The following is a 25,587-nucleotide window of genomic DNA, read 5'->3' on the forward strand; positions in this document are numbered from 1 at the left end:
GCGCGGCGCTGTCGAGGGCCCGTGCAGGCGCGGCGTCGTGCGCTGCCGCGCGCGCGCGGGCGGCCGCTTGCGTTACCCTTGCCCCCTTTGCATTCGCAGGATCGCCTTACAGATGACGAGCAACGACGTGGCAGCAGCCCCCGCCGGCAAGGCCGGCATGCCCCGCCAGATTCCCTACATCATCGGCAATGAAGCCTGCGAGCGCTTCAGCTTCTACGGGATGCGCAACATCCTGGTGCAGTTCCTGATCACCTCGCTGCTGCTGCAGGAGTTGACCGCCGACGGCCGTGCCGGCGAGGCCAAGGACATCATGCACAGCTTCATGATCGGCGTGTATTTCTTCCCGCTGCTCGGTGGCTGGCTGGCCGACCGCTTCTTCGGCAAGTACCGCACCATCCTCTGGTTCAGCCTGGTCTACTGCGCCGGCCACCTGTGCCTGGCGCTGTTCGAGAACAGCCGCGAGGGCTTTTTCCTCGGCTTGGGCCTGATCGCGCTCGGTGCCGGCGGCATCAAGCCGCTGGTGGCCTCGTTCATGGGCGACCAGTTCGACCAGGGCAACAAGCACCTGGCCAAGATCGTCTTCGATGCCTTCTACTGGATCATCAACTTCGGTTCGCTGTTCGCCTCGCTGCTGATCCCGCTGGCGCTGAAGAACCTGGGTCCGCAGTGGGCGTTCGGCATCCCCGGCATCCTGATGTTCATCGCCACGTTCGTGTTCTGGCTGGGGCGCAGGCGCTACGTGCTGGTGCCGTTGCCGCCGAAGGACCCGCATTCGTTCGCCAACGTGGTGCGCACCGCGCTGCTGGCGCGCGCACCGGGGCAGGGCAATGCCGGGCTGCTGGTGGCGCTGGCCGGCATCGCGCTGGCGTTGTGGGCGCTGGTGCTGGCGGCGCTGACCCTGGGCGGGCTGCATGAAGGCGGGCTGGGCGTGGTGATCTACCTGTGCCTGGCGCTGGTGGCACTGCTGGCCGGCATCGGCGGCGGCACCATGCTGCAGCTGGACCGCGCCCGCGGCGCGCATCCGGACAGCGCGGTGGAAGGCGTGCGCTCGGTGCTCAAGGTGCTGGTGATCTTCGCCCTGACCACACCGTTCTTCTCGCTGTTCGACCAGAAGGCCTCGACCTGGGTGCTGCAGGGCCAGCAGATGACCATGCCGGCCTGGTTCACCGCCTCGCAGATGCAGGCGATCAACCCGCTGCTGGTGATGATCCTGATTCCGTTCAACAACCTGGTGCTGTACCCGATGCTGCGTCGCTTCGGCTTCGAGCCGACCGCGCTGCGGCGCATGACCGCCGGCATCGCCTTCAGCGGCCTGGCCTGGGTGGTGGTGGGCGGCCTGCAGGTGGCGATGGACGGCGGCGACGCGTTGTCCATCTTCTGGCAGATCCTGCCCTATGCGCTGCTGACCTTCGGCGAGGTGCTGGTGTCGGCCACCGGCCTGGAGTTCGCCTACAGCCAGGCCCCGGCGTCGATGAAGGGCGTGGTCATGAGCTTCTGGAACCTGACCACCACCATCGGCAACCTGTGGGTGCTGCTGTCCAACGCGGCGGTGCGCAACGACACGGTGACCGCGCGCATCGCCGGCACCGGGTTGAGCGAGGCGGCGTTCCTGATGTTCTTCTTCGCCGGCTTCGCGTTCGTCGCGGCCCTGGCGTTCGGCCTGTACGCACGCCGCTACAGGATGGTCGACAACTACCGGGCAGCCTGACCATGCAAGGACCGATAACCCTGTTGCTGATCGCCGTCACCAGCCTGGTCTCGTGGCTGGCCTTCAGCAACCGCAAGCTCGCCGACCGGCTGATCCTGTGGCCGCCGGCGGTGGACCGCCATCGCCAGTACGACCGGCTGGTGACCTACGGCTTCATCCATGCCGATTTCGCCCACCTGCTGTTCAACATGGTCACGCTGTTCTTCTTCGGGCGGCTGATCGAACAGATCATGCTGCGCGTCACCGGCAACTGGTGGACCTACCCGCTGTTCTACGTGGCGGCGCTGGTGGTCTCGATCCTGCCCAGCTACCTGAAGAACCAGAAGAACCCGAACTACCTGAGCCTGGGCGCGTCCGGCGCGGTGTCGGCGGTGCTGTTCGCCTTCATCCTGATTTCCCCGTGGTCGCTGATCTTCGTGTTCTTCATTCCGGCGCCGGCGATCCTCTACGGGGTGTTCTACGTCGGTTACAGCATCTGGATGGACAAGCGCGGCAACGACAACGTCAACCACAGCGCGCACCTGGCCGGTGCCGCGTTCGGGGTGATGTTCATGCTGTTCATGGAACCGCAGGTGCTGCAGGTGTTCCTGGAGCAGCTGATGAACCCGCGCTTCGGGCGCTGACGCGCAGCGCCACCGGCCCGGGACGGTGCGGCGCGCCGTCACCGGGGCAGGGCCCAGCGGGGGCCGTGGCCAGCACCGGCCGCGGCCGGCCGTACTAGGCGGCGTAGGCCGCCAGCAGGCGGGCGTGCACTTCCTCGTCGATCTTCTTGAACTCCCAGCCCTGGGTCTCGCCGTTGAAAGCCAGTTGGAACAGGCCTTCAAGCAGCAGTGCATCGGGGTCGTCGGGGGCAGCGGGTGCGAAACGTCGAACGGTACGGGCATGGGACGGCGAGCGGAAAAACGTCCACGTCCCGCAGCAAGCCGCGTGCCAGCCGCTCCGCCCGCGCGTGGCGAAGGGCGACCGGCCGCTGGGCGCCGGGTGGCCGGTCGGAAAGTGACGTCCCGCGGCGGTGCGCCGCGCTTTTCACGTCACACCGGCGCGCGACCGCGGCACAATGGGCTACCCCGTCCAGCGAGTCCTGCCATGAGCCATGATGACACCGCGCTTCCACCGGTGGCGCACGATGCCGCCGCGCACCGCTTCAGCGTGGTCGTCGACGGCCACCCGGCGGTGCTCGATTACCTGCGGCGCGGCGACGCGATGGTGATCACCCACACCGGCGTGCCCGGCGCCATCGGCGGCCGCGGCATCGCCGCGTGGTTGACCCGGGCGGCACTGGCGCATGCACGCGCGGCCGGCCTCAAGGTGATCCCGAGTGCAGCTATGCGGTGGCCTTCATGCAGCGTCATGGAGAATATGCGGACCTGCTGGGATAATCCGCGGCGGACGCGGCTCCGGGTGGAGCCGCGCGATCCATCCACAAGGGAAAGGACATGAAAAGGTCGGGACAGGGAGCCTGTGCGGCGGCATTGATCGCACTGGCGATGGCAGGATGCGGGAAACACGAGGCGCAGGCACCGGTGGCCGCGCCGGATGCGGCGCCGGTGGCGGAGGCACCTGCCGATGCCGCGCCGGTGGCGGTGGAGCTGCATGACGTGATCGACACCAATGCCCGCTACGTGCTGGGCATCAGCTACCCGCCTGCCGCCAACGCCTACCCCGGTCTTGCCAAGGCCCTGTCCGACTATGCCGAACATGCCCGGTCCGAGCTGCTCAAGGCGGTGGACGAGCTTGGCAACGACACCCCTACCGCGCCTTACGAACTGTCGCTGGCCTTCGACATGGCCGTGAACACCCCGAAGGTGGTGGCGGTGTCGGCCGAAGGCAGCAGCTATACCGGCGGCGCGCACGGGCAGCCGCTGGTGGCGCGCTTCGTCTGGCTGCCGGAACGGCAGGAACTGCTGACCGCGCAGGCGCTGGTCGATTCGCCCAGGGGCTGGCAGGCGGTCAGCGACTACACCCGCGACAAGCTGCTGGAGCAGGCGATGGTCCGCGCCCAGGGCGAGGACATGACCCCGGAAGAGCAGCAGGCGCAGGTGCGCAACCTGTCCAAAATGATCGACCAGGGCACCACCGCCGACGCCGCCAACTTCGCGCAGTTCGAACCGGTGATGGACGCCGCCGGGCGCATCGCCGCGCTGCGCTTCGTGTTCCCTCCCTACCAGGTCGGTCCATACTCGGACGGCACCCAGACCGTGGACGTTCCGGCGTCCGTGCTGTTGCCGCACGTGGCCGCCGGTTACCGGGAGCTGTTCGCACACCCCTGAACCGTGGAGGCCAGCGATGGATGCAGGGCTGCAACGACGCGTCGAGGCACTGCTGCACGAGGCGGGCATCACCCCCGGCGGGGGCCGCCCGCAGGACATCGACATCCTCGACCCGCGCTTCCACGCGCGGGTGCTGGCCGACGGCTCGCTGGGCCTGGGCGAGAGCTACATGGACGGCTGGTGGCGGGCGCGTTCGCTCGACGCGTTCCTGGCCCACCTGCTGGAGGCGCGGCTGGACGAGCGCGTGCATGGTGGCGGCGAGGTCTGGGACGCACTCAAGGCACGGCTGTTCAACCTGCAGGCCGGGCAGGGCAGCTATGAGGTCGGCAAGCGCCACTATGACCTCGGCAACGACCTGTACCGGGCCATGCTCGGCAAGCGCCTGGTCTACAGCTGCGGCTACTGGCGCGACGCGGGCAACCTCGATGACGCGCAGGCGGCCAAGCTCGACCTGATCTGCCGCAAGCTCGGCCTGCGCCCGGGGATGCGCGTGCTGGACATCGGCTGCGGCTGGGGCGAAGCGCTGAAATACGCTGCGCAGCACCATGGCGTGGAAGGCGTGGGCATCACCATCTCCCGGGAACAGGCCGAGTTCGCCCGCGGACTATGCGCCGGCCTGCCGCTGGAGATCCGCCTGCAGGACTACCACGAGCTGGACGAACCGTTCGACGCGATCCTGTCGGTGGGCATGTTCGAGCATGTCGGGGTCAAGAACTACCGCGGCTACTTCGAGGTGGCGCGGCGCTGCCTGCGCGAGGACGGGCTGTTCCTGCTGCACAGCATCGGCAGCAATGTCAGCCGCGAGCGCACCGACCCGTGGATCGCGCGCTACATCTTTCCCAACTCGATGCTGCCCTCGGCCGCGCAGATCACCGCGGCGATGGAAGGGCTGTTCGTGCTCGAGGACTGGCATAACTTCGGCACCGACTACGACCGCACGCTGCAGGCATGGCGGGACAACGTGGAGGCGGCGTGGGAGCAGCTGGATCCGCGCTACGACGAGCGTTTCCGGCGCATGTGGCGCTTCTACCTGGCGGCCTCGATGGCGAGTTTCCGGACCCGCCATGCGCAGCTGTGGCAGCTGGTGCTGTCGCCGCGCGGGGTGGCGGGCGGCTACGTCGCCCCGCGCTAGCCGCCCCCCGGCGCATACCCCGCCGCCGCGGTCATCGGCGTGCCAGCAGCGCGGCAAAAACAAAGCCGCCCGGCGAACCGGGCGGCTTTGCGCGGAGCGCGGCTGGAGGGCTTACTTGCCTTCGGCGCCGGTCAGGCCACGCTTCTCCAGCAGCGGCCCGATCTGCGGTTCGTGGCCGGCGAAGTTGCGGAACAGTTCCATCGCATCGACGCTGCCACCGCGCGACAGCAGGGTCTTGCGGAAATGGTCGCCGTTGGCGCGCGACAGGCCGCCATTGTCACGGAACCACTTCTGGGTGTTCGCGTCGAGCACCTCGGACCAGATGTAGGCGTAGTAGCCGGCCGAATAGCCGCCCATGATGTGGCTGAAGTACGTGGTGCGGTAGCGCGGCGGCACCGGCGCGTAGTAGATGCCGTCCTTGACCAGCGCCTCATGCTCGAACTTGACCACGTCCTGCGGGGCCGGGACCTGGTCGACGCCGATCTGGTGCCAGCTCTGGTCCAGCATGGCCGCGCCGAGGTACTCGGTGGTGGCGAAGCCCTGGTTGAACTTGGACGCGGCGATCACCTTGTCCAGCAGCGCCTGCGGCATCGCCGAGCCGTTCTGGTAGTGCTTGGCGTAGTTGGCCAGGATGCTCGGCTCGTCGGCCCACATCTCGTTCACCTGCGAGGGGAACTCGACGAAGTCGCGCGGCACCGCGGTGCCCGAGAAATACGGGTACTTCACGTTGGAGAACATGCCGTGCAGGGCGTGGCCGAACTCATGGAACGTGGTGGTCACCTCGTCCCAGGTCAGCAGCGTCGGCTTGCCGGCCGGCGGCTTGGGGATGTTCAGGTGGTTGGCGACCACCGGCTTGTCGCCGGTCAGGCCCGACTGCGACACGTAGGCGTTCATCCACGCACCGCCGCGCTTGGACTCGCGCGCATACGGGTCGAAGATGAAGATCGCCAGCTGGCTGCCGTCGGCGTCGAACACGTCATAGACGGTGACGTCGTCGTGGTACACCGGCAGGTCGGTACGCTGCTTGAAGCTCAGACCGAATTCCTTGCCGGCGGCGAAGAACACGCCGTTCTCCAGCACGTTCTTCAGCTCGAAATAGGGCTTGAGCTGGGATTCGTCGAAGTTGTACTTGGCCTGGCGCACCTTCTCGCTGTAGAAGGCCCAGTCCCACGGCTGCAGCTCGAAGCCCGGCTTGCCGGCGGCCTTCTGCTCGGCGTCGATCATCGCCTGCAGGTCGGCGGCTTCGCGCTTGGCGTTGGCCACGGCGGCCGGGGCCAGCTGGCCGAGCATGGCGTTGACCGCCTCCGGGGTCTTGGCGGTCTGGTTGCCCAGGCCATAGGCGGCGTAGTTGGCGAAGCCCATCAGCGCGGCCTTCTGCGCGCGCAGGGTCATGATCCGCGAGACCAGCGCGGTGTTGTCGTATTCGCCGCCCTTGCTGCCGCGCGACACCGACGCCTCGTAGATGCGGCGGCGCAGGTCGCGGTTGGTCAGGTTGGTCAGCGCCGGCTGCCCGGTGGTGTTGAGCAGGGCGATGACGTACTTGCCGTCGAGCTTGCGCGCCTTGGCGGCTTCGGCGGCGGCGGCGATCTGTTCGGCCGACAGGCCATCGAGCTGCCTGGCATCGTCGACCACGATGTAGGAGGCGTTGACCTCGGCCAGCACGTTCTGGCTGAACTTGGTGCCCAGCCGCGCCAGCTCGGCGTTCATGTCCTTGAGCTTGGCCTTGTCCGCGTCGGACAGCTTGGCGCCGGCACGCACGAAGTTGTCGTGGTACTTCTCGACCAGGCGCAGGCCTTCGGCGTCCAGGCCCAGCTTGGCGCGGTTGTTGTAGAGGGTCTCGATGCGCGCGAACAGCTTGCCGTTGAGGTTGATCGCGTCGCTGTGGGCGGCGAAGCGGGCCGAGTAGTCGGCCTGCAACTGCTTGCGCGCATCATTGGTGTCGGCGCCGATCAGCGAGAAGAACACGGTGGTGGCGCGGTCGAGGATGGCGCCGCTCTTTTCCAGCGCGATCAGGGTGTTGTCGAAGGTCGGCGGCGCCGGGTTGTTGGCGATGGCCTCCACTTCCTCGAGCTGCTGCTTCATGCCGGCGTCGAAGGCGGGGGCGAAATCGGCGTCCTTGATCTTGTCGAACTGCGGGTAGTGCAGGGGCAGCGGACTCTCGGCGAAGAACGGGTTGGCCTGCTGGGCGGTTTGCCCGGTGGCGGCGTTCGCGGCCAGGCTGTAGGCCGGCACGGCGACGCCCAGGGACACGGCCAGGGCGAGGGCAAGACGGGTGTTCAAGGTCGGAAACTCCGGAAAAATGCTGAACCTTCAGGGTAACCCGGTGGCCCCGCCGGCGGGTGTGTCGAATGGCAGGGTTGCGGCGGAACGCCTGCTGCTGCAAAGCCATGCCGGCGAATGGCGTACGCTGGAGCTCCGCCTGGAGCCTGCCGTGACCGTTGCCACCGATTTCGAACTCACTGCCCTGGACGGCACGCCGTTGCCGCTGTCGGCCTACGCCGGCAAGGTGCTGCTGGTGGTCAATACCGCCTCGCGCTGCGGCTTCACCCCGCAGTACGCGGGGCTGGAGCGGCTGTGGCGCCAGTACGCGGCGCAGGGGCTGGTGGTGCTGGGCTGCCCCTGCGACCAGTTCGGCCACCAGGAGCCGGGCGACGCGGCCGCGATCCAGGCGTTCTGCAGCCTCGATTACGGGGTCAGCTTCCCGATGTCGGCCAAACTGCAGGTCAACGGCACCGGCGCGCACCCGCTGTGGCGCTGGCTGCAGCGCGAGAAGCGCGGCGCGCTGGGAATCGCCGCGATCAAGTGGAACTTCAGCAAGTTCCTGGTCGGGCGCGACGGCCGGGTGATCGCCCGCTATGCGCCCACCGCGCGCCCGGAGTCGCTGGAAGGCGATATCCGGGCGGCGCTGGGCTGAGCCGCCGGCCGCTCAGGCCGGCGTCGCGTCGCCGGCGGCTTCCAGCAGGTCCTGGTGCTGCAGCCGGGTGCGGGTCGGGTCGCCATCCTGCGCCATCGCCCGTTGCAGGGCGCGACGGGTGGCGGCGGTGACCAGCGATTGCAGGTCGCGCCCGGAGCGGCCTTCGGTGGCCGCGGCCAGCGCATCCACCACTTCATCGACGGCGAAGTCCAGCGGTTTGCCGGCCAGCTGCAGGCGCAGGATGGCGGCACGCGCCCCGGCGTCGGGCAGGCCGATCCGGATCTTCCGCTCCAGGCGCGAGAGCAGCGCGCTGTCGATGGCATCGGGGTGGTTGCTGGCGGCCAGCAGGAACACCTGGCCCTGGCGGGTGCCCACGCCATCCAGCTCCTGCAGCAGCTGGGCGACGATCTCGGCGTTGAGCTTGTCCGAACCTTCGCCGCCGCGTGGCGGGGCGATGGTGTCGATTTCGTCCAGGAACACGATGCACGGTGCCTGCGCGCGCGCCTTCTCGAACAGCTGCTTGACCCGTGCGCCGCCGTCGCCGAGGAACTGCCCCTTGACCTCGGTGGAGGACGCGGCGATGAACGACAGCCCGGACTGGCTGGCCAGCACGCGCGCGATCTGGGTCTTGCCGGTGCCCGGCGGGCCATAGAGCAGGATGCCGCGCGGTACCGGGATGTTCATCCGCGCCAGTTCCTCGGCGTGCAGCAGCTCCTTGCCCAGGCTTTCGAACTCGGCGCGGGTGGAGGCGGGCAGGATCACGTCGTCCCAGCCCAGCGCCTGCACCGAGGTCGAATTCTTGCCGCGCAGGCGCGCGATGGCGGCGCTGAAATCGTCCGCCGTCGGGCGCCCGGCCGGGTGGGTGGAGACCACGCTGGTCACCAGCGTGGACAGGTCGCGCCCGGACATGCCGCTGGTCTCGCGCACCAGCGCCTCGGTCACCGGCAACGCCAGCTGCGCCTTGCCGAACTCCGCCTGCAGGATGCGCTCGCGCGCGGTTGCGTCCGGTGCCGGCAGCTCGATGGACACGGTGAAGCGCGACAGCACCGCATCGTCGATCAGTTCACGGCGGTTGGTGGCACCGATCACCAGCACGTTGCCGCCGCCCTGGTTGAAACCGTCCCATTCGGCGATGAAGGTCTGCACCAGCTCGTTGCCGAAATTGTCGGTGTCGCGGCTGCCGCGGCGCGCGAACGCGCTTTCGCATTCGTCCACGAACAGGATCGTCGGGCCTTGGCGCGCGCCTGCTCCCACAGCTTCTTGACCTTGGGCCCGGTGTGGCCGATGTGCTCGCCCTTCAGGTCGGCGATGGTGACGGCGACGAAGTTGCAGTCCACGTGCCGGGCCAGCTTGCGCGCGATCAGGGTCTTGCCGGTACCCGGCGGGCCCCACAGCAGCATGCCCTTGGGCAGCGGCGGCTGGCCGGCGGCGAACCGGTCCACCAGCTTGACCACCTGCTCCAGGGTCGCCTCGGGAATGGCCACGTCCTGCCAGTTGGCTTCCATCTTGTCGAGCGAACCCAGGCGGGTGAGCAGCGACTGCAGCACCTGCTGCTCGCGCTCGTGCGGCGCGCTGAGCTGCTGCAGCTCGACGATGGCCGGCGCGAACGGCACCAGCAGCGGCGCCAGCTTGGCGGCCAGCGGCTCCCAGACGGCACGGTGGCCGTCGACTTCGGCACGGACCCGTACGAAGCCGCCCGGATGGCCGTTGAGCGGCAACCGGATGAAGATGTCCGGGTCCTTGTCGGCGGCGATGTCGGTGCCCAGGCCGACCATCACCGCATGGGAATTGTCGTGCTTGTCGGCCAGCTGCCAGCTGATGCCCAGCTTCTCCGCCGACGGTGCCGGTGCGCGCACCACCGGGTAGGGATGCGCGCGGCCGTCCTCATGCTTCCTGCCGAAGGCGTTCAGCTGCAGCTGGCGCTTGCCCAGTTCGTCGATCGAGGCCAGCACCGGGGCGGCGTTGCGTCGTACCAGCCGACGCCGGCCCAGCCACACCAGCGCGGCGTACAGCGGCAGCGCCGGCGGCACCACGGCGCACAGGCCGAACAGCAGGCTCACCGGGAACGGGAAGCGATAGCTGTACAAAGTGAAGATCTGGCTGAGCTGGAAGTACAGCAGCAGGCTGCCGAGCAGGCCCAGCCATACCAGCAGCCGCAAGCCACCGGTGCCCAGCGCCGCCTTCAGGCTCAGCGCCGGGCCCAGGGTGCCCTTGCGCGCAGCCTGCAGCGCATCGCGGCGCGCCTGCGCCAGGCCCTGCTCGAATGCCGGGCGCATGGCCTGGGCGGCCTGGCAGGCGGCAGGGTAGGCAGTGCCGAGCGCCTGCTTGGCGCTGTCGAGGCGTTGCCGGCACTGGGCCAGTTCTTCAAGCAGCACGGTGCGCTGTCGGTCGATGAAGCTGCTGCGTGAAGCGACTGGATCCATGAACTGTGTCCTGTAAAGAAAACGGCCGGATCTTCGTGATCCGGCCGGTACGTTAAACGATCGACATGGCGCTTCAAAGGCGCCGGCTGTCGGTGAATTCCCTACAGCCTCACTTCTCCACGAACGCGCGCTCGAACACGTAGTGCCCCGGCGAACCGATCCGCGGCGAGACCTCGAAGCCGCGTGCGTCCAGCACCGTGCGCAGGTCGGCCAGCATCTGCGGGCTGCCGCAGATCATGAAGCGGTCGCTGGCCGGGTCGAACGCCGGCAGGCCCAGCGTGCGCGGCATCTCGCCGGTTTCGATCAGCGTGGTCAGGCGGCCCTGGTTGCGGAACGGCTCGCGCGTGACCGCCGGGTAGTACAGCAGTTTGTCGCGGACGATGTCGCCGAGGATATCGTCCTCGAACAGCGCCTTCTCGAAGTACTCGCGGTAGGCCAGGTCGCGCTCGTAACGCACGCCGTGGCAGACGATGACCTTCTCGAAGCGCTCGTAGGTCTCCGGGTCCTTGACGATGCTCAGCCACGGCGCCAGGCCGGTGCCGGTACCCAGCAGGTACAGGTGCTTGCCGGGGTGCAGGTCGGAGATCAGCAGGGTGCCGGTGGGCTTCTTGCCGACCAGGATGGTGTCGCCGGGCTTGAGGTGCTGCAGCCGCGAGGTGAGCGGGCCGTCCTGCACCTTGATGCTGAAGAAGTGCAGCTGCTCTTCCCAGTTGGCGCTGGCGATGGAGTAGGCGCGCATCAACGGCCGGCCGCCCTCGTTTTCCAGGCCGATCATCACGAACTGGCCGTTCTCGAAGCGGAAGCCATTGTCACGGGTGGTGGAAAAGCTGAAGTAGGCGTCCGTCCAATGACGGACTTCAAGCACCGTTTCGGTGCCGTAAGCGGAAGACATGCCGGGATTCTTCGGGGGATGTAAACCTGCGCATTCTAGCAAACCGCCTCCGGGCGGCCGTAATGCGACCGTTTGTCGCCCCTGCCGGCGGGGGGCGCTGCTGCCGGCCGGGGCGCCGGCGCGCTGCGCGCGCTCAGCGGTAACCGGCGGCCTGCAGCTCGAACAGCTCGGCGTAGCGCCCGCCCTGGGCCATCAGTTCGGCATGGGTGCCGCTGGCCTCGATGCGGCCGTCGGCCAGCACCAGGATCCGGTCGGCCATGCGCACGGAGGAAAAACGGTGCGAGATCAGCACCGCGGTGCGCTGTTCGGACAGTTCCTTGAAGCGCTGGAACACCTCGAACTCGGCACGCGCGTCCAGCGCCGCGGTGGGTTCGTCCAGGATCATCACCTGCGCGTCGCGCATGTAGGCGCGGGCGATGGCGATCTTCTGCCATTGGCCGCCGGACAGGTCCACGCCGTTCTTGAAGCGGCGGCCGATCAGCTGCCCATACCCTTCGGGCAGGGCATCGATCACCTCGTCGGCCAGCGCCCGCCGCGCGGCGTCGCGGATGCGCGCCGTGTCCGGCATCGCATCGACCTGGCCGACGCCGATGTTCTCGGCCGCCGTCAGGTGGTAGCGCACGAAGTCCTGGAAGATCACCCCCATGTTGGCGCGCAGGTCGTCCAGGTCGTAGTCGCGCAGGTCGCGCCCGTCGAGCAGGATGCGGCCTTCGTCCGGGTCGTAGAGCCGTGCCAGCAGCTTGACCAGGGTGGTCTTGCCGGCGCCGTTCTCGCCGACCAGGGCGATCACCTCGCCGGCCCTGAGCTGGAAATCGAGATGCCGCACCGCCCAGCGCTCGGCATCGGGATAGCGGAAGCCCACGTTCTCGAACACGAATCCCTGGCGGATCGGGCGCGGCACCGGCAGCGCATCCGGGCGCGAGCGGATCTCCGGCTCGATGGCGAAGAACGAGAACAGGTCGTCCAGGTACAGCGCCTGCCCGGCGACCTGCGAAAAGCCGGTCAACAGGCCTTCCAGCAGCTGCCGCAGGCGCAGGAAGCTGCCGGACAGGAAAGTCAGGTCGCCGATGCTGAAATCGCCGCGGATCGTGCGCCAGGCGATGTAGGCATAGGCGGCGTAGTAGCCCAGCGTGCCCAGCGCCGCCAGCACCGTGCCCCAGAGCGCACGCTTGCGCGCCAGCCTGCGGTTGGCCTGGTAGAAGCGCCCGGCCAGCAGTTTGTAGCGGTCGATCAGGAACCGGTGGAGGTTGAAGATCTTCACCTCCTTGGCGGTTTCCACGCTGGCGCCGACCTGGCGCAGGTAGTCGAGCTGGCGCCGCTCCGGGGTCCAGCTGTAGTTGAGCGAATAGCCCAGCGTGTTGAAGTGCGACTCGCCCAGGAACGCCGGCACCAGCGCCAGCGCCAGCAGGGCGATCAGCCACGGCGCATAGGCGACCAGGCCGGCGGCGAAGCTGATCACGGTGACCATGTCCTGCGCCTGCCCGAGCAACTGGCTCATCAGGTTCATGCGGCCCATGGTCTGGCGCCGGGCGCGGTCGAGCTTGTCCTGCAGCTCCGGGTCCTCGAAATCTTCCAGGTCCAGTTCGGCGGCGTGTTCCATCAGGCGCACGCTGGTGGCGTTGGTGAACAGCTCCGACAGCAGGGTGTCGGCATAGCTGACGACACGCCCCAACAGGTCCGAGGCGATGGCGATGCCCAGCTCCAGTACCAGCAGCTCCAGCAGCGTGTCCAGGTGGCCGCTGGCCAGTGCCTCGCCCAGCGGCGGCATGGCACCGGCGCCGGCCAGGCGCACCGCCTCGTCGATGATCAGCTTGCCCACGTACAGCATCGCCACCGGCAGCAGCGCGCGCAGCAGGCGCAGGCACAGGCTGGCCAGGGTCAACCCCGGGCTGGTCTGCCATACCTGCCGCAGGAACGGCGGCAGGTTGCGCATGGCGTTCATGCGCTCGCGGAAGCTGGGGCGTTTGCCGGTGGCGGAAACGGACGGCGCGTGCGGCATGCGGGGCTCGTGCGAGGGGCCGGCTCAGGTTAACCGTTGCCGCCGGGATTCAGCCGTTCCCGTCCTGGCCGGTGGCGCCGCCGTGCGCGGCACCATCGCCGCCCGGGTCGTCGCGCACCGCACGGCCGCGCGGGCCGAAGGAATGGCTGCCGCTGTCGATGTTGAGGTGGCTGCGCACGCCGCGGACGCCGTCGATCGCCGCCACCGTGGCTTCCACCTGCCGCCTGGTCGCCGCGTCGGGCACGTCGCCGGAGAGCGTGACGTGGCCCTCGCTGACCTGTACCAGCACCTGCGAGAAACGGCCCTCGGCGCCCAGCGTGCGCACTACTTCGTCACCGATCAGCGTATCGGAACGTTCCGCGGCCATGGCCGTCTCCTGCGGGAAGGGGGTTCCACCATGGCGCAGGCGGCGTGAGTGCCCCGTCACCTCAGCGGCGCGGGCCTTCCGGTGGCGGCGGGTCGGAGGACTGCAGCGCCACCGGCAGGTGCCAGCCATAGTGCATGGCCATCATCCGCAGCCCGAAGCACAGCCCGGCACCGGCCAGCGCGCACGGCAGCGGCGCCAGCCCGAGCCAGTAGCCGAGCGCCACCACCGCGGCGCCGGCCAGCGCGGCCACGGCGTACAGCTCGGCCTGCAGCACCAGCGGCACCTGCGCCAGCAGCACGTCGCGGGCGATGCCGCCGCCGATGCCGGTGAGCATGCCCAGCGCTGCGGCCATCGGCGGGGCGATGCCGAAGGCCAGCGCCTTCTGCGTGCCGGCCACCGCGAACAGCGCCAGGCCCATCGCGTCGAACATGCGTACCGGGTACTGCAGGCGTTCGATCAGCGGCGCCCAGAAAAAGGTCACGATGCCTGCGGCCAGGGTGATGGCCGGGTAGCGCCAGTCGCTGATCGCCGCCACCGGGGTGGCGCCGATCAGCAGGTCACGGGTGATGCCACCGGCCAGCGCGGCGGCGAACGACAGCACCAGCACGCCGAAGATGTCCAGCCGTCGGCGTACCCCCATCGTCGCCCCGGACAGGGCGAAGACGAAGGTGCCGATGAGGTCGAGGATCAGTACCAGGGTTCCCATGCGGCGGTATTGTGCCTGATCGAGTGGATCGAGCAGGGGAGGGCGAGTCGCTTCGGGAGGGGATCTATCTACAAGTCCGAAGGTCACGCCTGTTTTTGGATGTCTAAGTCTGCCGGAGTCAGTCCTCTGTTCAAGGCATGCCGGCGCTATGGGGTATTTTGAGCATCTTGATATAATCGAGATGCTCGTTTTTCTGGTGAACGTTGGCTTGGGTTGTAAAAAAAATAATTTGATCCAATGAATAAAATATTGTCAGCAGCATAAGGTTCCAGTAAGTCGATGGATGTAGTAGTGAACTCCATGCTCGATCATGGAGCGCCCTCAGGGGGTTGGGGCGCTGGACTGCGTAATACGTGTAGGGCGAGCATAGATGTCAAATTCGCTGATTGCCATTGAATGCTGAATGCCATCGCGAACGACTACTCGTCTGACAAGTGGCCGGATTTTTACGGATGAATCATCAGAGCCGCCCCATTGCCATCCATATGTGGGCGGGAATGGCATGCTTGGCACATCTTGGTCGCTCAAGTAAGTTAATTCTTCCATTTCAACTATTGAGCCGGCTGGTGTTTTTAGGCGTGAGCCGAGTAGTCTCCCTTCGTTTAGCATATAGACAATTCCAAAGTCAATTTCGCGGCGAGATCCATCCGGTTCGATAGTGACGAACGTCTTCTTTAGCGGGCAGGTGGTGCATGGTGGAATGCTGCCAGTCCATAGTTCAAAATTAAATCCGCTGTATTGGTAATTCCATGTCAGCGGAGATGGGAGGCCAGGGCCGTGTAGTGTTTTGGATGTTATGGCGAAGAGTTCGTAAAATATTGGAATAGTTGGATAAAAGAAGATGGTAGACTGATTTGTGTCAACTTGAGCGACACAACTTATTTCGGGAATGCCTGATCTATATTCCTGAGTATGGCTGAAGTTGAACGTTCCAGTGGCGCCGGATGGATGCCCGATAGTGAGTGATAGGCTTCGTTCGGTCATGGGGGGCCGTCCAGACAACCGGGCCCCAGTCGATCAGCCCAGTAAATATCGGGCATGAGCATGTCTGCTGTCGACGAAAACGTCCACTTGCTTGCATCAGGAAGTATGACCGTAGAGAGTCCTGTTGTTGAATACTGGTAGCTCCAGGTTCTTCCGGATGCTGTCACAGTTGCAACGCTTCCATTGGAATAGGTAATTGTGATCTGCCGACCATCGCTGGCTGTGATTGCTATGGGGAGTCGGCTGGGCGTATTGTCGTAGGTATATTCAACCCAATTACCATATCTATCTTCAATTTTGCTGGCAAGAAAAAATATTTCGGCACGATTGTACGAGTCTCCATTTTCATAATTTCCCATTGCTCCTGCATTTCGTTCGGTTGCAACATTTAGATAATATTTTATTCCGGAGGTGGTTTCTATCACAAAGCCTTCGCCGGGATAATTTCCGAGCATGCTTGTGCATGAAACAGAATCCAGTTTGCTTGTCGTCCACTTCCTAATTTTACCGTCTTGCTTTACAAACTGCTGATGATTGACGGCAATCAGTGACCTCTTGCCGTCTCCCGGTATGCTGAATGTAAATCCTGAAAATATGTCGTCTATTCGCGATGGTGGAGCTGTTCTGGGAAAGAAGTTGGAGGAGCAGCGTGGCTCAGGATTGGGGCCGGATCCGCTCCAGCCATAGCGTTCATCGAATACGCCGGAAAGATGTGGAACCTCTATTTCCCAGTCTCCCGCGCCGCCATATGTCTTCGCCTGGGACGAAGCCAGGATTGGGCGAATCTTCAATTTTCTAGAAAAAGAGACCGGGAGATTGCTGTTGCCAGGCAAGTCTACATCTACGTGTCGGAACTCCACCGTGCCGTCAAATCCATTTATGGCATCGCCGAAAAGATCAGACTTCAGTGGGCCGACCACCTCGGCTGATCTTACTTTCTTGTCGTAGTCTGCCCACGGCGGAAGAGCGGCACTGGCAATTTTTAAAAATATTACATTTATCGTAATTATTAAATAAATCCATTTCTTCATGATCCACTCCTGGATATTGTCTGTCTGAGGGTGCTTGATGGCGAGGTTGGTGCAATCGATACACGGGGGCTTTCAGGGTGATGTTATCCAGTGCGGATCTCGAACATGCGCACCGGGTACTGCATGCGCTCGATCAGTGGCGCCCAGAAGAAGGTAACGATGCCCGCGGTTAGAGTGATGGCCGGATAGCGCCAGTCGCTGATGGCCGCCACCGGGGTGGCGCCGATCAGCAGGTCGCGGGTGATGCCGCCGGCCAATGCGGCGGCGAAGGACAGCACCAGCACGCCGAAGATGTCCGACCGCCGGCGCACCCCCATCGTCGCCCTGGACAAGGCGAAGACGAAGGTGCCGATGAGGTCGAGGATCAGGACCAGTGTTCCCATGCGGCGGTATTGTGCGGCCTGCCGCCGGTGGAGGCCATTGCAGCCGCCAGGCGTGCCGGCGCGTCATGGCGGTACTCCCCCATGGGCCGTCATGGACGGGAGCCCGTGACGGATGGTGGGGCGGACAGGAAACCGCCGGAGCGGTTTCCAACATCGCGCAGCGATGGCCCACAGGGCGCCCGCCATGGATGGCAGGGCGTAAAATGCCCGGCTCAACCCCCGCCAGCCTCGAGCAAGCCGTGACATCGATCAAGCAGGAAGACCTCATCCAGTCCATCGCCGACGCGCTGCAGTACATCTCGTACTACCACCCGGTCGACTACATCAAGAACCTGGCCGCGGCCTACGAGCGCGAGGAGTCGCCGGCGGCGAAGGAGGCGATGGCGCAGATCCTGATCAACTCGCGCATGTGCGCCGAGGGCCACCGCCCGATCTGCCAGGACACCGGCATCGTCACCGTGTTCCTGGAAATCGGCATGAACGTGCGCTGGGACGACGCCACCATGGGTGTGGAGGACATGGCCAACGAGGGCATCCGCCGCGCCTACGCCTACCCGGACAACAAGCTGCGCGCCTCGGTGCTGGCTGACCCGGCCGGCAAGCGCACCAATACGAAGGACAACACCCCGGGCGTGGTCAACGTCAAGGTCGTGCCCGGTGACACCGTGGAGGTGATCGTCGCGGCCAAGGGCGGCGGTTCGGAGGCCAAGAGCAAGTTCGCCATGCTCAACCCGTCCGATTCCATCGTCGACTGGGTGCTCAAGACCGTGCCGACCATGGGCGCGGGCTGGTGTCCGCCGGGCATGCTCGGCATCGGCATCGGCGGCACCGCCGAGAAGGCGATGCTGTTGGCCAAGGAAGCGCTGATGGAGCCGATCGACATCAACGAGCTCAAGGCCCGCGGCCCGTCCAACCGTGCCGAGGAGCTGCGCCTGGAGCTGTACGACAAGGTCAACGCGCTGGGCATTGGCGCGCAGGGCCTGGGCGGCCTGACCACGGTGCTGGACATCAAGGTCAAGGACTACCCGACCCACGCCGCCAACCTGCCGGTGGCGATGATCCCGAACTGCGCTGCCACCCGCCACGCGCACTTCACCCTGGACGGTAGCGGCCCGGTGATGCTGGACCCGCCGTCGCTGGAAGACTGGCCGCAGATCACCTACGACGCCTCCAAGGGCACCCGCGTCGACCTGGACACCATCACCCCGGAAGAAGTGGCCAGCTGGAAGCCGGGCCAGACCCTGCTGCTCAACGGCAAGCTGCTGACCGGCCGCGACGCCGCGCACAAGCGCATGGTCGACATGCTCAACAGGGGCGAGCCGCTGCCGGTGGACCTGAAGGGCCGCTTCATCTACTACGTCGGCCCGGTCGATCCGGTGCGCGACGAGGTGGTGGGCCCGGCCGGCCCGACCACGGCGACCCGCATGGACAAGTTCACCCGCCAGATCCTGGAGCAGACCGGCCTGCTGGGCATGGTCGGCAAGGCCGAGCGCGGCCCGGCCGCGATCGACGCGATCCGTGACAACAAGTCGGCGTACCTGATGGCGGTCGGCGGCTCGGCCTACCTGGTGTCCAAGGCGATCAAGGCCTCGAAGGTGGTCGGGTTCGCCGACCTGGGCATGGAGGCGATCTACGAGTTCACCGTGCAGGACATGCCGGTGACGGTGGCGGTCGATTCCACCGGCGAGTCGGTGCACACCACCGGCCCGCGCGAATGGCAGGCCCGCATCGGCAAGATCCCGGTGGTCGTGGAGTAAGGTGCGGCCGCCCTGGCGGTGTCTTCGAAGCGGCCCGGGCGTATGCTCGGGCCGTTTCTCTTTGAGGCGTGCAGACATGCGTAAAGGGCTGTGGGCGGTGCGGGTGGGCGTCACCCTGCTGGTGGCGGGGTGCTCCAGTGACGGCGGGTGGCGCGATCCACCGCGCGACGACCCGGCCGCATGCGTGAACCACTGCCAGAGCGCCTATCAGCGCTGCAACGCCAATCCACGCGGCTACGGCGATTGCGGCCAGGCCAGCCGCGACAACCAGTGCGACACGATCACCAACCCCGAACTGCGCGGCGCCTGCCAGACCTCGCAGGCGTTCTGCCAGAACCGCTCGGCGGCCGCGGTCTGCGGCGAGCGGCTGAACAGCTGCATGGCTGGCTGCAACTGAGCGGCCACCCCGCCACGGCGGGCCTGGGCGGGCGGGAGGCAGTCGCGGCGCGGCGGCCGCGGCGACGCTAAGATGGCGCACCACTGCCAGGGAGAGCCGCATGTCCGTCGTCCTGTATGGATCGCAAAGTACCGCTTCACTGGTGGTGCACTGGTTGTTGATCGAACTGGGCATCGAGCATGAGCTGCACCAGCTCGATTTCGAGCGGCGCGAGCAGAAGTCGCCCGGTTACCTGGCGATCAATCCGGCCGGCCGGGTGCCGACGCTGCTGATCGATGGCCAGGTGCTGACCGAGTCGGCCGCCATCGCCATGCACCTGGCCGACCTGCACCCGCAGGCGGGCCTGGCGCCGGCCCCCGGCACCGCGGCGCGCGGCGCGTACTACCGCTGGATGTGTTTCTGCGTCTACACCCTGATGCCGGCCTACCGGGCGTGGTTCTATCCGCATGAACCGGCCGGCGAGGGCAACATCGACGCGGTGAAGGGGCGTGCCCGGGTGCAGTTGGAGGCGGCCTGGCAGCAGGTGGCCGATCACCTGCAGGACGAGGGGCCGTACATGCTCGGCGCGCAGCTCTCGGTGGTGGACTTCATGATGACCATGCTGATGCGCTGGTCGCGCAACATGCCGTGCCCGAGCGACGCCTGGCCGGTGCTGGCCGCGCATGCGCGGCGGATGAAGGACCGCCCCGCGCTGGCCGAGGTCTACCGCCGCGAGGGCATCAGCGACTGGACCTGAACCCGCGCCGCGGCCGTTGCCCGCCCGTGCGGGCGCGCTGCCGGGCACGGGCCTGCCTGGGGCGGCTCAATCCACGTAATCGTCGAATTTGCGGCCGCCCTGGAATGGCATCAGGTGCTGGCGCACGATGCCCTTGGGCACCGTTTCCAGTTTCATCACGCCGTACTCCTGCGGCCACTGCGCCGGGTCGCGCGGCAGCTTGAAGGTGCCCATCAGCATGTCCACCAGCGGCAGGTGGATGGCGTAGTTCACGTCCACGTACTCCCGCTGCCGGGCGTGGTGCCAGTGGTGATAGCGCGGCAGCACCACCAGATACTCCAGCCAGCCGAAGCGGAGCCCGAGGTTGGCATGGGCCAGCACCGCCTGCAGCCCGACCAGGATCACGTAGGCGTTCACCGCCGGGGTCGAGAAGCCCAGCACCAGCAGTGGCAGCAGCACCGCGCTGCGGGTCATCACGATCTCGACGATATGGATGCGCGAGCCGGCCAGCCAGTCCATGTGCCGGCTGGAATGGTGCACGGCGTGGAAGCGCCATAGCCACGGGATGTTGTGGTACGCGCGGTGCAGCAGCGCCTGCGCCATGTCGGCCACGAACACCGCGATCAGGAACTGTGCCCAGACCGGCAGCGACTGGATCGCCGCCTTCAGCGCCGGGAACGCGGCCAGCCCGGCGAGGGTGGAGGTGGAGGCGGTGACCAGGATCAGGATGAACTGCACCAGCACGTGGCTCATGAAGAAATAGGCCACGTCGGTGCGCCAGCCCGGGCGCAGCGGCGACAGCATGCGCTTGCCCAGGTAGCGCTCCAGCGGCACGAACACCAGCGCCGAGAAGAACAGCGACAGCACGAACCAGTCCAGTCCCAGCGAATAAGGGGTCTGCCCGATCGCGTCGAACTGCACGTTGGTGCCGCCCAGCAGCACCGCGAGGGTCGCGCTGCCGACGCCGATCATGGCGATGCGCTTGTTGCGGTTGCGCAGGATGGCCAGCGTGCCCAGCACGAACGCGGCGGCCAGGCCGACCAGCAGCAGGTGGCGGGCGAACTGTTCGTTGTAGACGGCGCGGAACTCGCGGCTGGTCAGCAGTTCGGGAAAGTGGAAGCAGGCCACCGCCATCAGGCTCAGCAGCCCCAGCAGCGCGGACGCGTGGGCGAAGAAGGAGCGGTGCGGTCGGGCCATGCGCGGACTTCCTGTCGAGGGGCCGCGCGATTCTGCCTGTACCCGGCGAAGGGCCACAAGTCCGGCCCTGCCGGGTGCAGGGCGCGTGGTGGCGGCCGGCGGCGGCATTGCCCGCCGCCGCGGAGGCCTGCGCCGTTGCCGGCGCGTGCCCGCGAGGACTACAGCAGCGTGCGCACCGTCTCCGGCGGGCGGCACAGCGCGGTGCCCTTGGGCGTGCGCACGATCGGCCGGTTGATCAGCGCCGGGTGCATCGCCATCGCCTCGACCAGCGCGGCCTCGTCGTCGAGCCGGTCGGCCAGCCCCAGTTCGGCATAGGCGGGTTCCTTGCTGCGCAGCAGCGCGCGCGCGGGGATGCCCATCTCGTCGAGCAGCTGGCGCAGGGTGGCCGGGTCCGGCGGCGTGGCCAGGTAGTCGATGACCTCGATGTCGGCGCCGGCCTGCTGCAGCAGGGCCAGCGCGCCGCGCGAATTCGAACAGCGGTTGTTGTGCCAGATCGTTGCTTTCATTGCCTTCAGAACCATTCCAACAGCGAGACGCCGACGCCGACATAGGTGGCGCGGTGGTTGTAGTCGATCATGCTTTCGCCATAGCCGTCGAACACCTGGACGTGGCCGCGCAGCAACCGGCTGAGCGGGAAGCCGTAGTCCAGCTGCACCGAACCGTGCGAGCGGTCGCCGCCGCGCAGCGAATGGCGCGCGGTCACCGAGAACTCGTGGCCGTTGCGGTTGTAGACCACGGTGGCGTCGCCGCGGCCGATGTAATCCTCGATGTCCGGGTTGTTGTCGTCGCGGCCGTTCTCCGGGATGCGATACCACGGCCGCAGCATGATCGCCCAGTTGTCACGGTCCAGGCCGACGTTCAGGATCACCCGGTTCCAGCTGCGCGACAGCGGGTCGCTGCGGCCATTGGACTGGTGGTTGAGGCTGATGCCGGTCATGCGCCCGTTCCAGCCGAACAGCGAATAGCCGTTGCGGAACACCAGCATGGCCTCGGGCTCGTAGTTGGTCTCGCGGAACGGGCGCGAGATCTCGCTGTTGTAGGCCTGCCAGCGCGAACTCTGGGTATAGCCGACCCAGATGTCGCCGTTGTCGCCGAACAGGTTCTCGGCGACCTTGGTCTTGAAGCTGAGCTGGAACTTCAGTTCGGTGGCGTCCAGGTCCTCGGCCTCGGTCGCGGTGTTGGCCGGGTTGGGCGAGTGCGGCAACCGGTTCGGCTTGCTGCTCCAGAACGCGGGCAGCAGGTACACCGGCTTGTAGGCGCGCAGCTGGAACAGGCCGAGCTTGGAGTCTTTCGCCAGCTCCCAGCGACTGTCCAGCATCGACCCCCGGCCGGCGTTGGCCACGGCCGAGGCCAGGTCGTCATGGGCGAACAGCTCGTTGCGTCGTGGCAGCGGCTGCTCGGCCTCGCGGGCGCTGGCCTTGGCCTCCTTGAGCGTCTGCTGCGCGGCGCTGGCCGCGGCGTCCGCGGCACGGGTATCGGCCGGGGTGCGGCCGAGCGCGCTGTCGTAGCAGCTCAGGCGCGCAGCGTCCGAATCCAGGGCGAAGCAGGCCTGCGGCGAAGCGGGCGTGGTGATCGACTCCTGCGCCAGGACGGCGGCGGAGCAGCCCGACAGGGCCAGCAGCAGGGCGGGGCGGGCGCGGGAGATGTGCATGCGGGAACGGTCCATCGGTACAAAGGGCAGGCGCCCTGCGGCCAGGGCGTGATCCAGGGGGATTGTCGGTCATCCCCGTGTGCAGCGGGAGTCACGGGTGCCGTACCCGCGGTTCAGACGAACCAGGCGACGGCGAATACCCCGAGCATGGCCACCGCCAGCCCGAGCTTGAGCGCGACGCCCAGCACGATGCCCAGCCAGGTGCCCAGGCCCACCCGGGCAGCCTGGCCCAGCCGGCGGCCATGCAGGTATTCGCCGAGCAGGGCGCCCACGAAGGGGCCGGCGAACAGCCCGACCGGCATGAAGAACAGCCCGACGATGGTGCCCAGCACCGACCCGGCCAGCGCCAGCCGGCTGGCGCCGAGCCGTTGCGCCCCAGGGTGGTGGCGAGCACGTCGATCACGATGGACAGTGCGGTAAGGGCGCCCAGCACCACCAGCGGCAGCCAGCCGACGTGGGCAAACCCGTCGGCCCAGGCCGCCACCAGCAGGCCGGCGAAAACCAGCGGCAGCCCGGGCAGCGCGGGCAGGATCACGCCGGCCAGGCCGACGAGCACGAGCACGGCCGCTAGCAGATACAATATGAATGAATAGTCCATGCAGGTTCCGGGGGAGGACCAAAAGGGGTTGACAAGATTGTCTTTAGCCGATTGATTTTTGGTTATGGTCGGGTTAAGTTTCAGCCGCTGAGCTTGGCAAGGTCACCGTGAATCGTGGCCTGATGGGTAGATCGCATGATTTGCTGCATCGTTGCACCTCGCTTCCTCCTTGCAGTCAGCCGCCTTCCAGGGCGTATCCATCAAACGAGAGAGCAACAGGGAGTCAGTCGAGATGTCCGATCGCGAAACCGGCATTGTCAAGTGGTTCAATGACGCCAAGGGCTTCGGCTTCATCAGCCGCGAGAATGGCGAAGACGTGTTTGTGCACTTCCGCGCCATCCAGACCCAGGGCTTCAAGAGCCTGAAGGAAGGCCAGAAGGTCACCTTCACCGTGGTGCAGGGGCAGAAGGGCTTGCAGGCTGACGCCGTGCAGCCGGTCTGATACCACACGCGGTACCGCAGAAAGGAAAAGGCCCGCGGATGCGGGCCTTTTCCGTGCGCTCCATGCGGGCGGGCCGGGCTCAGCGCAGCACCACGCGGCCGTTGACCACGCGCACGTAGGTGTTCTCGCGGATGCCGCCCAGGTCCTTCTGGTTGACCACGATCACCCGGCCGTCGTCCATCCGCACCTGGATGTCGTAGGAATTGCCGGTGACGTTCTGCTGGATCTTGTTGCCGGCCAGCGCACCGGCCGCCGCGCCGGCCGCCGCGGAGATGTTCTGGTTGCCCTTGCTGCCGCCGGTGTGGCTGGAGATTTCATGGCCGGCCACGGCGCCGACGATGCCGCCGAGGATGGCGCCGGTGGCCGAGGGTGCGGTGCGGCCCGAGGCCACCGTGTCGATGCGGGTGACGATGCCGCAATCGGCGCAGCGGGTGGTGTTGTAACCGCCGTTGTTGTAGCCGCCATTGTTGTAGCCACCGCCATAGCTGCCGCCATAGCCCGGGGAGGTCGCGCAGCCGGCCAGGGCCAGGCTGGCGATGGCGCCCGCAGCGATCAACTGGATCTTCATGGTGATTCTCCTTGCCAGATGGGTAGCGGGTATGGCCATACCCGGCAGGGTGAATCCTCCCTTTTCACGCGTGAATGGCGAGCCAACCACGCGTGAAACCCGGGTCGAATCACCTGAAATCCTGGTGGCAGGCCTTGCAGTCGTTTCCAAGCTGTTCAGTGACCGCGGCCAGTGCGGTGCAGTCGGCCGGGGCGCGGCCAGGGCGTCGTTCAAGGTGGCGCGGAAGCGGCTTGCGTGCTGCTGGAAGCGCGCATCGTCGCGCAGGCCGGGGAAGGCCAGGTCCAGGTCGTTGGTCAGCAGGCGCAGGGTCTGCAGGCGCGGGGTCGAGTCGTTGATCGTGCAGCGGTTCTGCTTGCGGCTGTCGCCCAGCAGTTGGGACTGGCGTGCCATGACATTCATCAGGCTGTGCGGGAACGGATCCTGCCGCGCCTGGATGGCCCGCATCGCCATCACGGTGGCGACCCCGCCGATCAGCAGGCCGGCGATCAGCACGAACAGGTAGCGGGATGCGTTGGACTGGGTGCGGCTGGGTTCGGTCATGGGCCCGGGCTCCTTGGGGAATGCACCGATGGTACGACGCACGGCACCTTTGCGGCCACGTTTAGAATGCGCGGATGAAAGCACAACTGCGCGAACGTTTCGCCGGCATCGACCGGCTGTATGGCGCCGGCGCCATCGAACGGCTGTCCGCCAGCCGGGTGGCGGTGATCGGCATGGGCGGCGTCGGGTCCTGGGTGGTGGAGGCGCTGGTGCGTTCGGCGGTCGGCCACCTGACCCTGATCGACGCCGACGACATCTGCGTGTCCAACACCAACCGGCAGCTGCCGGCGATGGCCGGCCAGTACGGGCGCAACAAGGCGGTGGCGATGGCCGAGCGCTGCCGTGCGATCAACCCCGATGCCAGCATCGAACCGGTGCAAGCATTCCTGACCGCAGCCAACATGGCCGAGCTGCTGGATCGCGGTTTCGACCTGGTCATCGACGCCTGTGACAGCTTCCGGGTGAAGGTGGAGGCCATCGCCTGGTGCCGACGCCGCAAGCTGCCGTTGATCACGGTGGGCGCGGCGGGCGGCCGCACCGACCCGACCCTGGTACGGGTGCGCGACGTGTCGCGCACCGAGCACGACGCGATGCTGGCGCTGATCCGCAAGAAGCTGCGCGGCGAATTCAACTTCCCCAAGAACCCGCAGCGTTATTTCGGCGTACCGGCGGTTTACTCGCTGGAGAACGTGAAATACCCGCAGGCCGATGGCAGCGTCTGCGGGCTGCGCCCCAACCTGGGCGCCGACGCGGCGCTGAAGCTCGATTGTGGTGCCGGCCTCGGCGCGGCGACCCACATCACCGGCGCGTTCGCCTTCGCCGCGGTCGGCAAGGCCCTGGAAATGCTGCTCAAGCCGAAGGCCTGATCACGCCGTAGCGCGGCAACCGGTGTCGGCCCGCGCCGTTGTCACGG

At 66.8% G+C, this 25,587-nt stretch carries 20 protein-coding genes and 3 pseudogenes; 11 read left to right on the plus strand and 12 right to left on the minus strand.

Translation table 11 applies throughout. The features are described 5' to 3' along the window. Positions 1–112: 112 nt before the first annotated feature. The 5 genes and pseudogenes from B1L07_07695 (at position 113) to B1L07_07715 (ending at position 5,110) form a co-directional block, all read left to right on the plus strand. Positions 113–1,708: an MFS transporter gene (locus B1L07_07695; GenBank protein ID AUZ54991.1), complete on the plus strand. Its 1,596-nt coding sequence runs from the start codon at positions 113–115 to the stop codon at positions 1,706–1,708. A gap of 2 nt (positions 1,709–1,710) precedes the next feature. Further along, positions 1,711–2,331 (plus strand): rhomboid family intramembrane serine protease, encoded by a 621-nt coding sequence (locus tag B1L07_07700; protein ID AUZ54992.1) that lies wholly within the window; start codon positions 1,711–1,713, stop codon positions 2,329–2,331. Positions 2,332–2,794: 463 nt separating this feature from the next. Further along, positions 2,795–3,087, plus strand: a pseudogene (locus B1L07_07705) (GNAT family N-acetyltransferase). A 57-nt stretch (positions 3,088–3,144) separates the two neighbouring features. After that, the gene (locus tag B1L07_07710; protein AUZ54993.1) at positions 3,145–3,978 is read left to right on the plus strand and encodes a hypothetical protein; all 834 of its coding nucleotides are present in this window, start codon (positions 3,145–3,147) and stop codon (positions 3,976–3,978) included. A gap of 16 nt (positions 3,979–3,994) precedes the next feature. Beyond that, a complete protein-coding gene (locus tag B1L07_07715; protein ID AUZ54994.1) occupies positions 3,995–5,110 on the plus strand; it encodes a cyclopropane-fatty-acyl-phospholipid synthase in 1,116 nt (371 codons plus the stop codon). Positions 5,111–5,221: 111 nt separating this feature from the next. Here B1L07_07715 and B1L07_07720 read toward each other — a convergent pair whose 3' ends face one another. Continuing rightward, positions 5,222–7,390, minus strand: coding sequence for a dipeptidyl carboxypeptidase II (locus tag B1L07_07720; protein AUZ54995.1), 2,169 nt, complete (start codon positions 7,388–7,390; stop codon positions 5,222–5,224). A 151-nt stretch (positions 7,391–7,541) separates the two neighbouring features. Between B1L07_07720 and B1L07_07725 the strand changes: the two genes are divergently transcribed. Beyond that, entirely contained in the window at positions 7,542–8,024 is a 483-nt protein-coding gene (locus B1L07_07725) for a glutathione peroxidase (GenBank protein ID AUZ56510.1), read from the plus strand. A gap of 12 nt (positions 8,025–8,036) precedes the next feature. Here B1L07_07725 and B1L07_07730 read toward each other — a convergent pair. The 6 genes and pseudogenes from B1L07_07730 to B1L07_07755 all read right to left on the minus strand — a co-directional run bounded on the left by B1L07_07730 (position 8,037) and on the right by B1L07_07755 (position 16,809). After that, a pseudogene (locus tag B1L07_07730) lies at positions 8,037–10,447 on the minus strand (hypothetical protein). Positions 10,448–10,556: 109 nt separating this feature from the next. Then, on the minus strand, positions 10,557–11,339 hold the full coding sequence (locus tag B1L07_07735; protein AUZ54996.1) for a ferredoxin--NADP(+) reductase: 783 nt from the start codon (positions 11,337–11,339) through the stop codon (positions 10,557–10,559). Between the two features lie 133 nt (positions 11,340–11,472). Continuing rightward, positions 11,473–13,338: an ABC transporter ATP-binding protein gene (locus tag B1L07_07740; GenBank protein ID AUZ54997.1), complete on the minus strand. Its 1,866-nt coding sequence runs from the start codon at positions 13,336–13,338 to the stop codon at positions 11,473–11,475. A gap of 49 nt (positions 13,339–13,387) precedes the next feature. Beyond that, positions 13,388–13,705 carry a hypothetical protein gene (locus B1L07_07745; GenBank protein ID AUZ54998.1) on the minus strand — a complete coding sequence of 106 codons (318 nt, stop codon included), beginning with the start codon at positions 13,703–13,705 and terminating at the stop codon, positions 13,388–13,390. Positions 13,706–13,766: 61 nt separating this feature from the next. Beyond that, on the minus strand, positions 13,767–14,411 hold the full coding sequence (locus B1L07_07750; protein ID AUZ54999.1) for a hypothetical protein: 645 nt from the start codon (positions 14,409–14,411) through the stop codon (positions 13,767–13,769). A gap of 2,098 nt (positions 14,412–16,509) precedes the next feature. Continuing rightward, positions 16,510–16,809, minus strand: a complete 300-nt coding sequence (locus B1L07_07755; GenBank protein ID AUZ55000.1) for a hypothetical protein — start codon at positions 16,807–16,809, stop codon at positions 16,510–16,512. 239 nt (positions 16,810–17,048) lie between these two features. Between B1L07_07755 and B1L07_07760 the strand changes: the two genes are divergently transcribed. The 3 genes from B1L07_07760 to B1L07_07770 all read left to right on the plus strand — a co-directional run bounded on the left by B1L07_07760 (position 17,049) and on the right by B1L07_07770 (position 19,699). Next, the gene (locus B1L07_07760; protein ID AUZ55001.1) at positions 17,049–18,566 is read left to right on the plus strand and encodes a fumarate hydratase; all 1,518 of its coding nucleotides are present in this window, start codon (positions 17,049–17,051) and stop codon (positions 18,564–18,566) included. 97 nt (positions 18,567–18,663) lie between these two features. Then, on the plus strand, positions 18,664–18,963 hold the full coding sequence (locus B1L07_07765) for a hypothetical protein (protein AUZ55002.1): 300 nt from the start codon (positions 18,664–18,666) through the stop codon (positions 18,961–18,963). A gap of 100 nt (positions 18,964–19,063) precedes the next feature. Continuing rightward, positions 19,064–19,699, plus strand: coding sequence for a glutathione S-transferase (locus tag B1L07_07770; GenBank protein ID AUZ55003.1), 636 nt, complete (start codon positions 19,064–19,066; stop codon positions 19,697–19,699). Between the two features lie 66 nt (positions 19,700–19,765). Here the strand turns inward: B1L07_07770 and B1L07_07775 are convergent, their stop codons facing one another. The 4 genes and pseudogenes from B1L07_07775 to B1L07_07790 all read right to left on the minus strand — a co-directional run bounded on the left by B1L07_07775 (position 19,766) and on the right by B1L07_07790 (position 23,124). Continuing rightward, positions 19,766–20,875: a hypothetical protein gene (locus B1L07_07775; protein AUZ55004.1), complete on the minus strand. Its 1,110-nt coding sequence runs from the start codon at positions 20,873–20,875 to the stop codon at positions 19,766–19,768. Between the two features lie 158 nt (positions 20,876–21,033). After that, positions 21,034–21,381 (minus strand): arsenate reductase (glutaredoxin), encoded by a 348-nt coding sequence (locus B1L07_07780; protein ID AUZ55005.1) that lies wholly within the window; start codon positions 21,379–21,381, stop codon positions 21,034–21,036. A 5-nt stretch (positions 21,382–21,386) separates the two neighbouring features. Continuing rightward, entirely contained in the window at positions 21,387–22,526 is a 1,140-nt protein-coding gene (locus tag B1L07_07785; protein AUZ56511.1) for a phospholipase, read from the minus strand. Positions 22,527–22,639: 113 nt separating this feature from the next. Next, a pseudogene (locus B1L07_07790) lies at positions 22,640–23,124 on the minus strand (hypothetical protein). A gap of 232 nt (positions 23,125–23,356) precedes the next feature. Between B1L07_07790 and B1L07_07795 the strand changes: the two are divergent. Beyond that, the gene (locus tag B1L07_07795; GenBank protein AUZ55006.1) at positions 23,357–23,566 is read left to right on the plus strand and encodes a cold-shock protein; all 210 of its coding nucleotides are present in this window, start codon (positions 23,357–23,359) and stop codon (positions 23,564–23,566) included. 79 nt (positions 23,567–23,645) lie between these two features. On the opposite strand, the gene B1L07_07800 is transcribed toward B1L07_07795, so the two are convergent. After that, positions 23,646–24,134 carry a peptidoglycan-associated outer membrane lipoprotein precursor gene (locus tag B1L07_07800; protein AUZ56512.1) on the minus strand — a complete coding sequence of 163 codons (489 nt, stop codon included), beginning with the start codon at positions 24,132–24,134 and terminating at the stop codon, positions 23,646–23,648. Between the two features lie 614 nt (positions 24,135–24,748). Here B1L07_07800 and B1L07_07805 point away from each other — a divergent pair. Continuing rightward, positions 24,749–25,540 (plus strand): tRNA threonylcarbamoyladenosine dehydratase, encoded by a 792-nt coding sequence (locus tag B1L07_07805; GenBank protein ID AUZ55007.1) that lies wholly within the window; start codon positions 24,749–24,751, stop codon positions 25,538–25,540. Positions 25,541–25,587 lie beyond the last annotated feature (47 nt).

Origin of the sequence: Stenotrophomonas acidaminiphila, from assembly GCA_002951995.1 — a bacterium.
Lineage (GTDB): Bacteria > Pseudomonadota > Gammaproteobacteria > Xanthomonadales > Xanthomonadaceae > Stenotrophomonas > Stenotrophomonas acidaminiphila_A.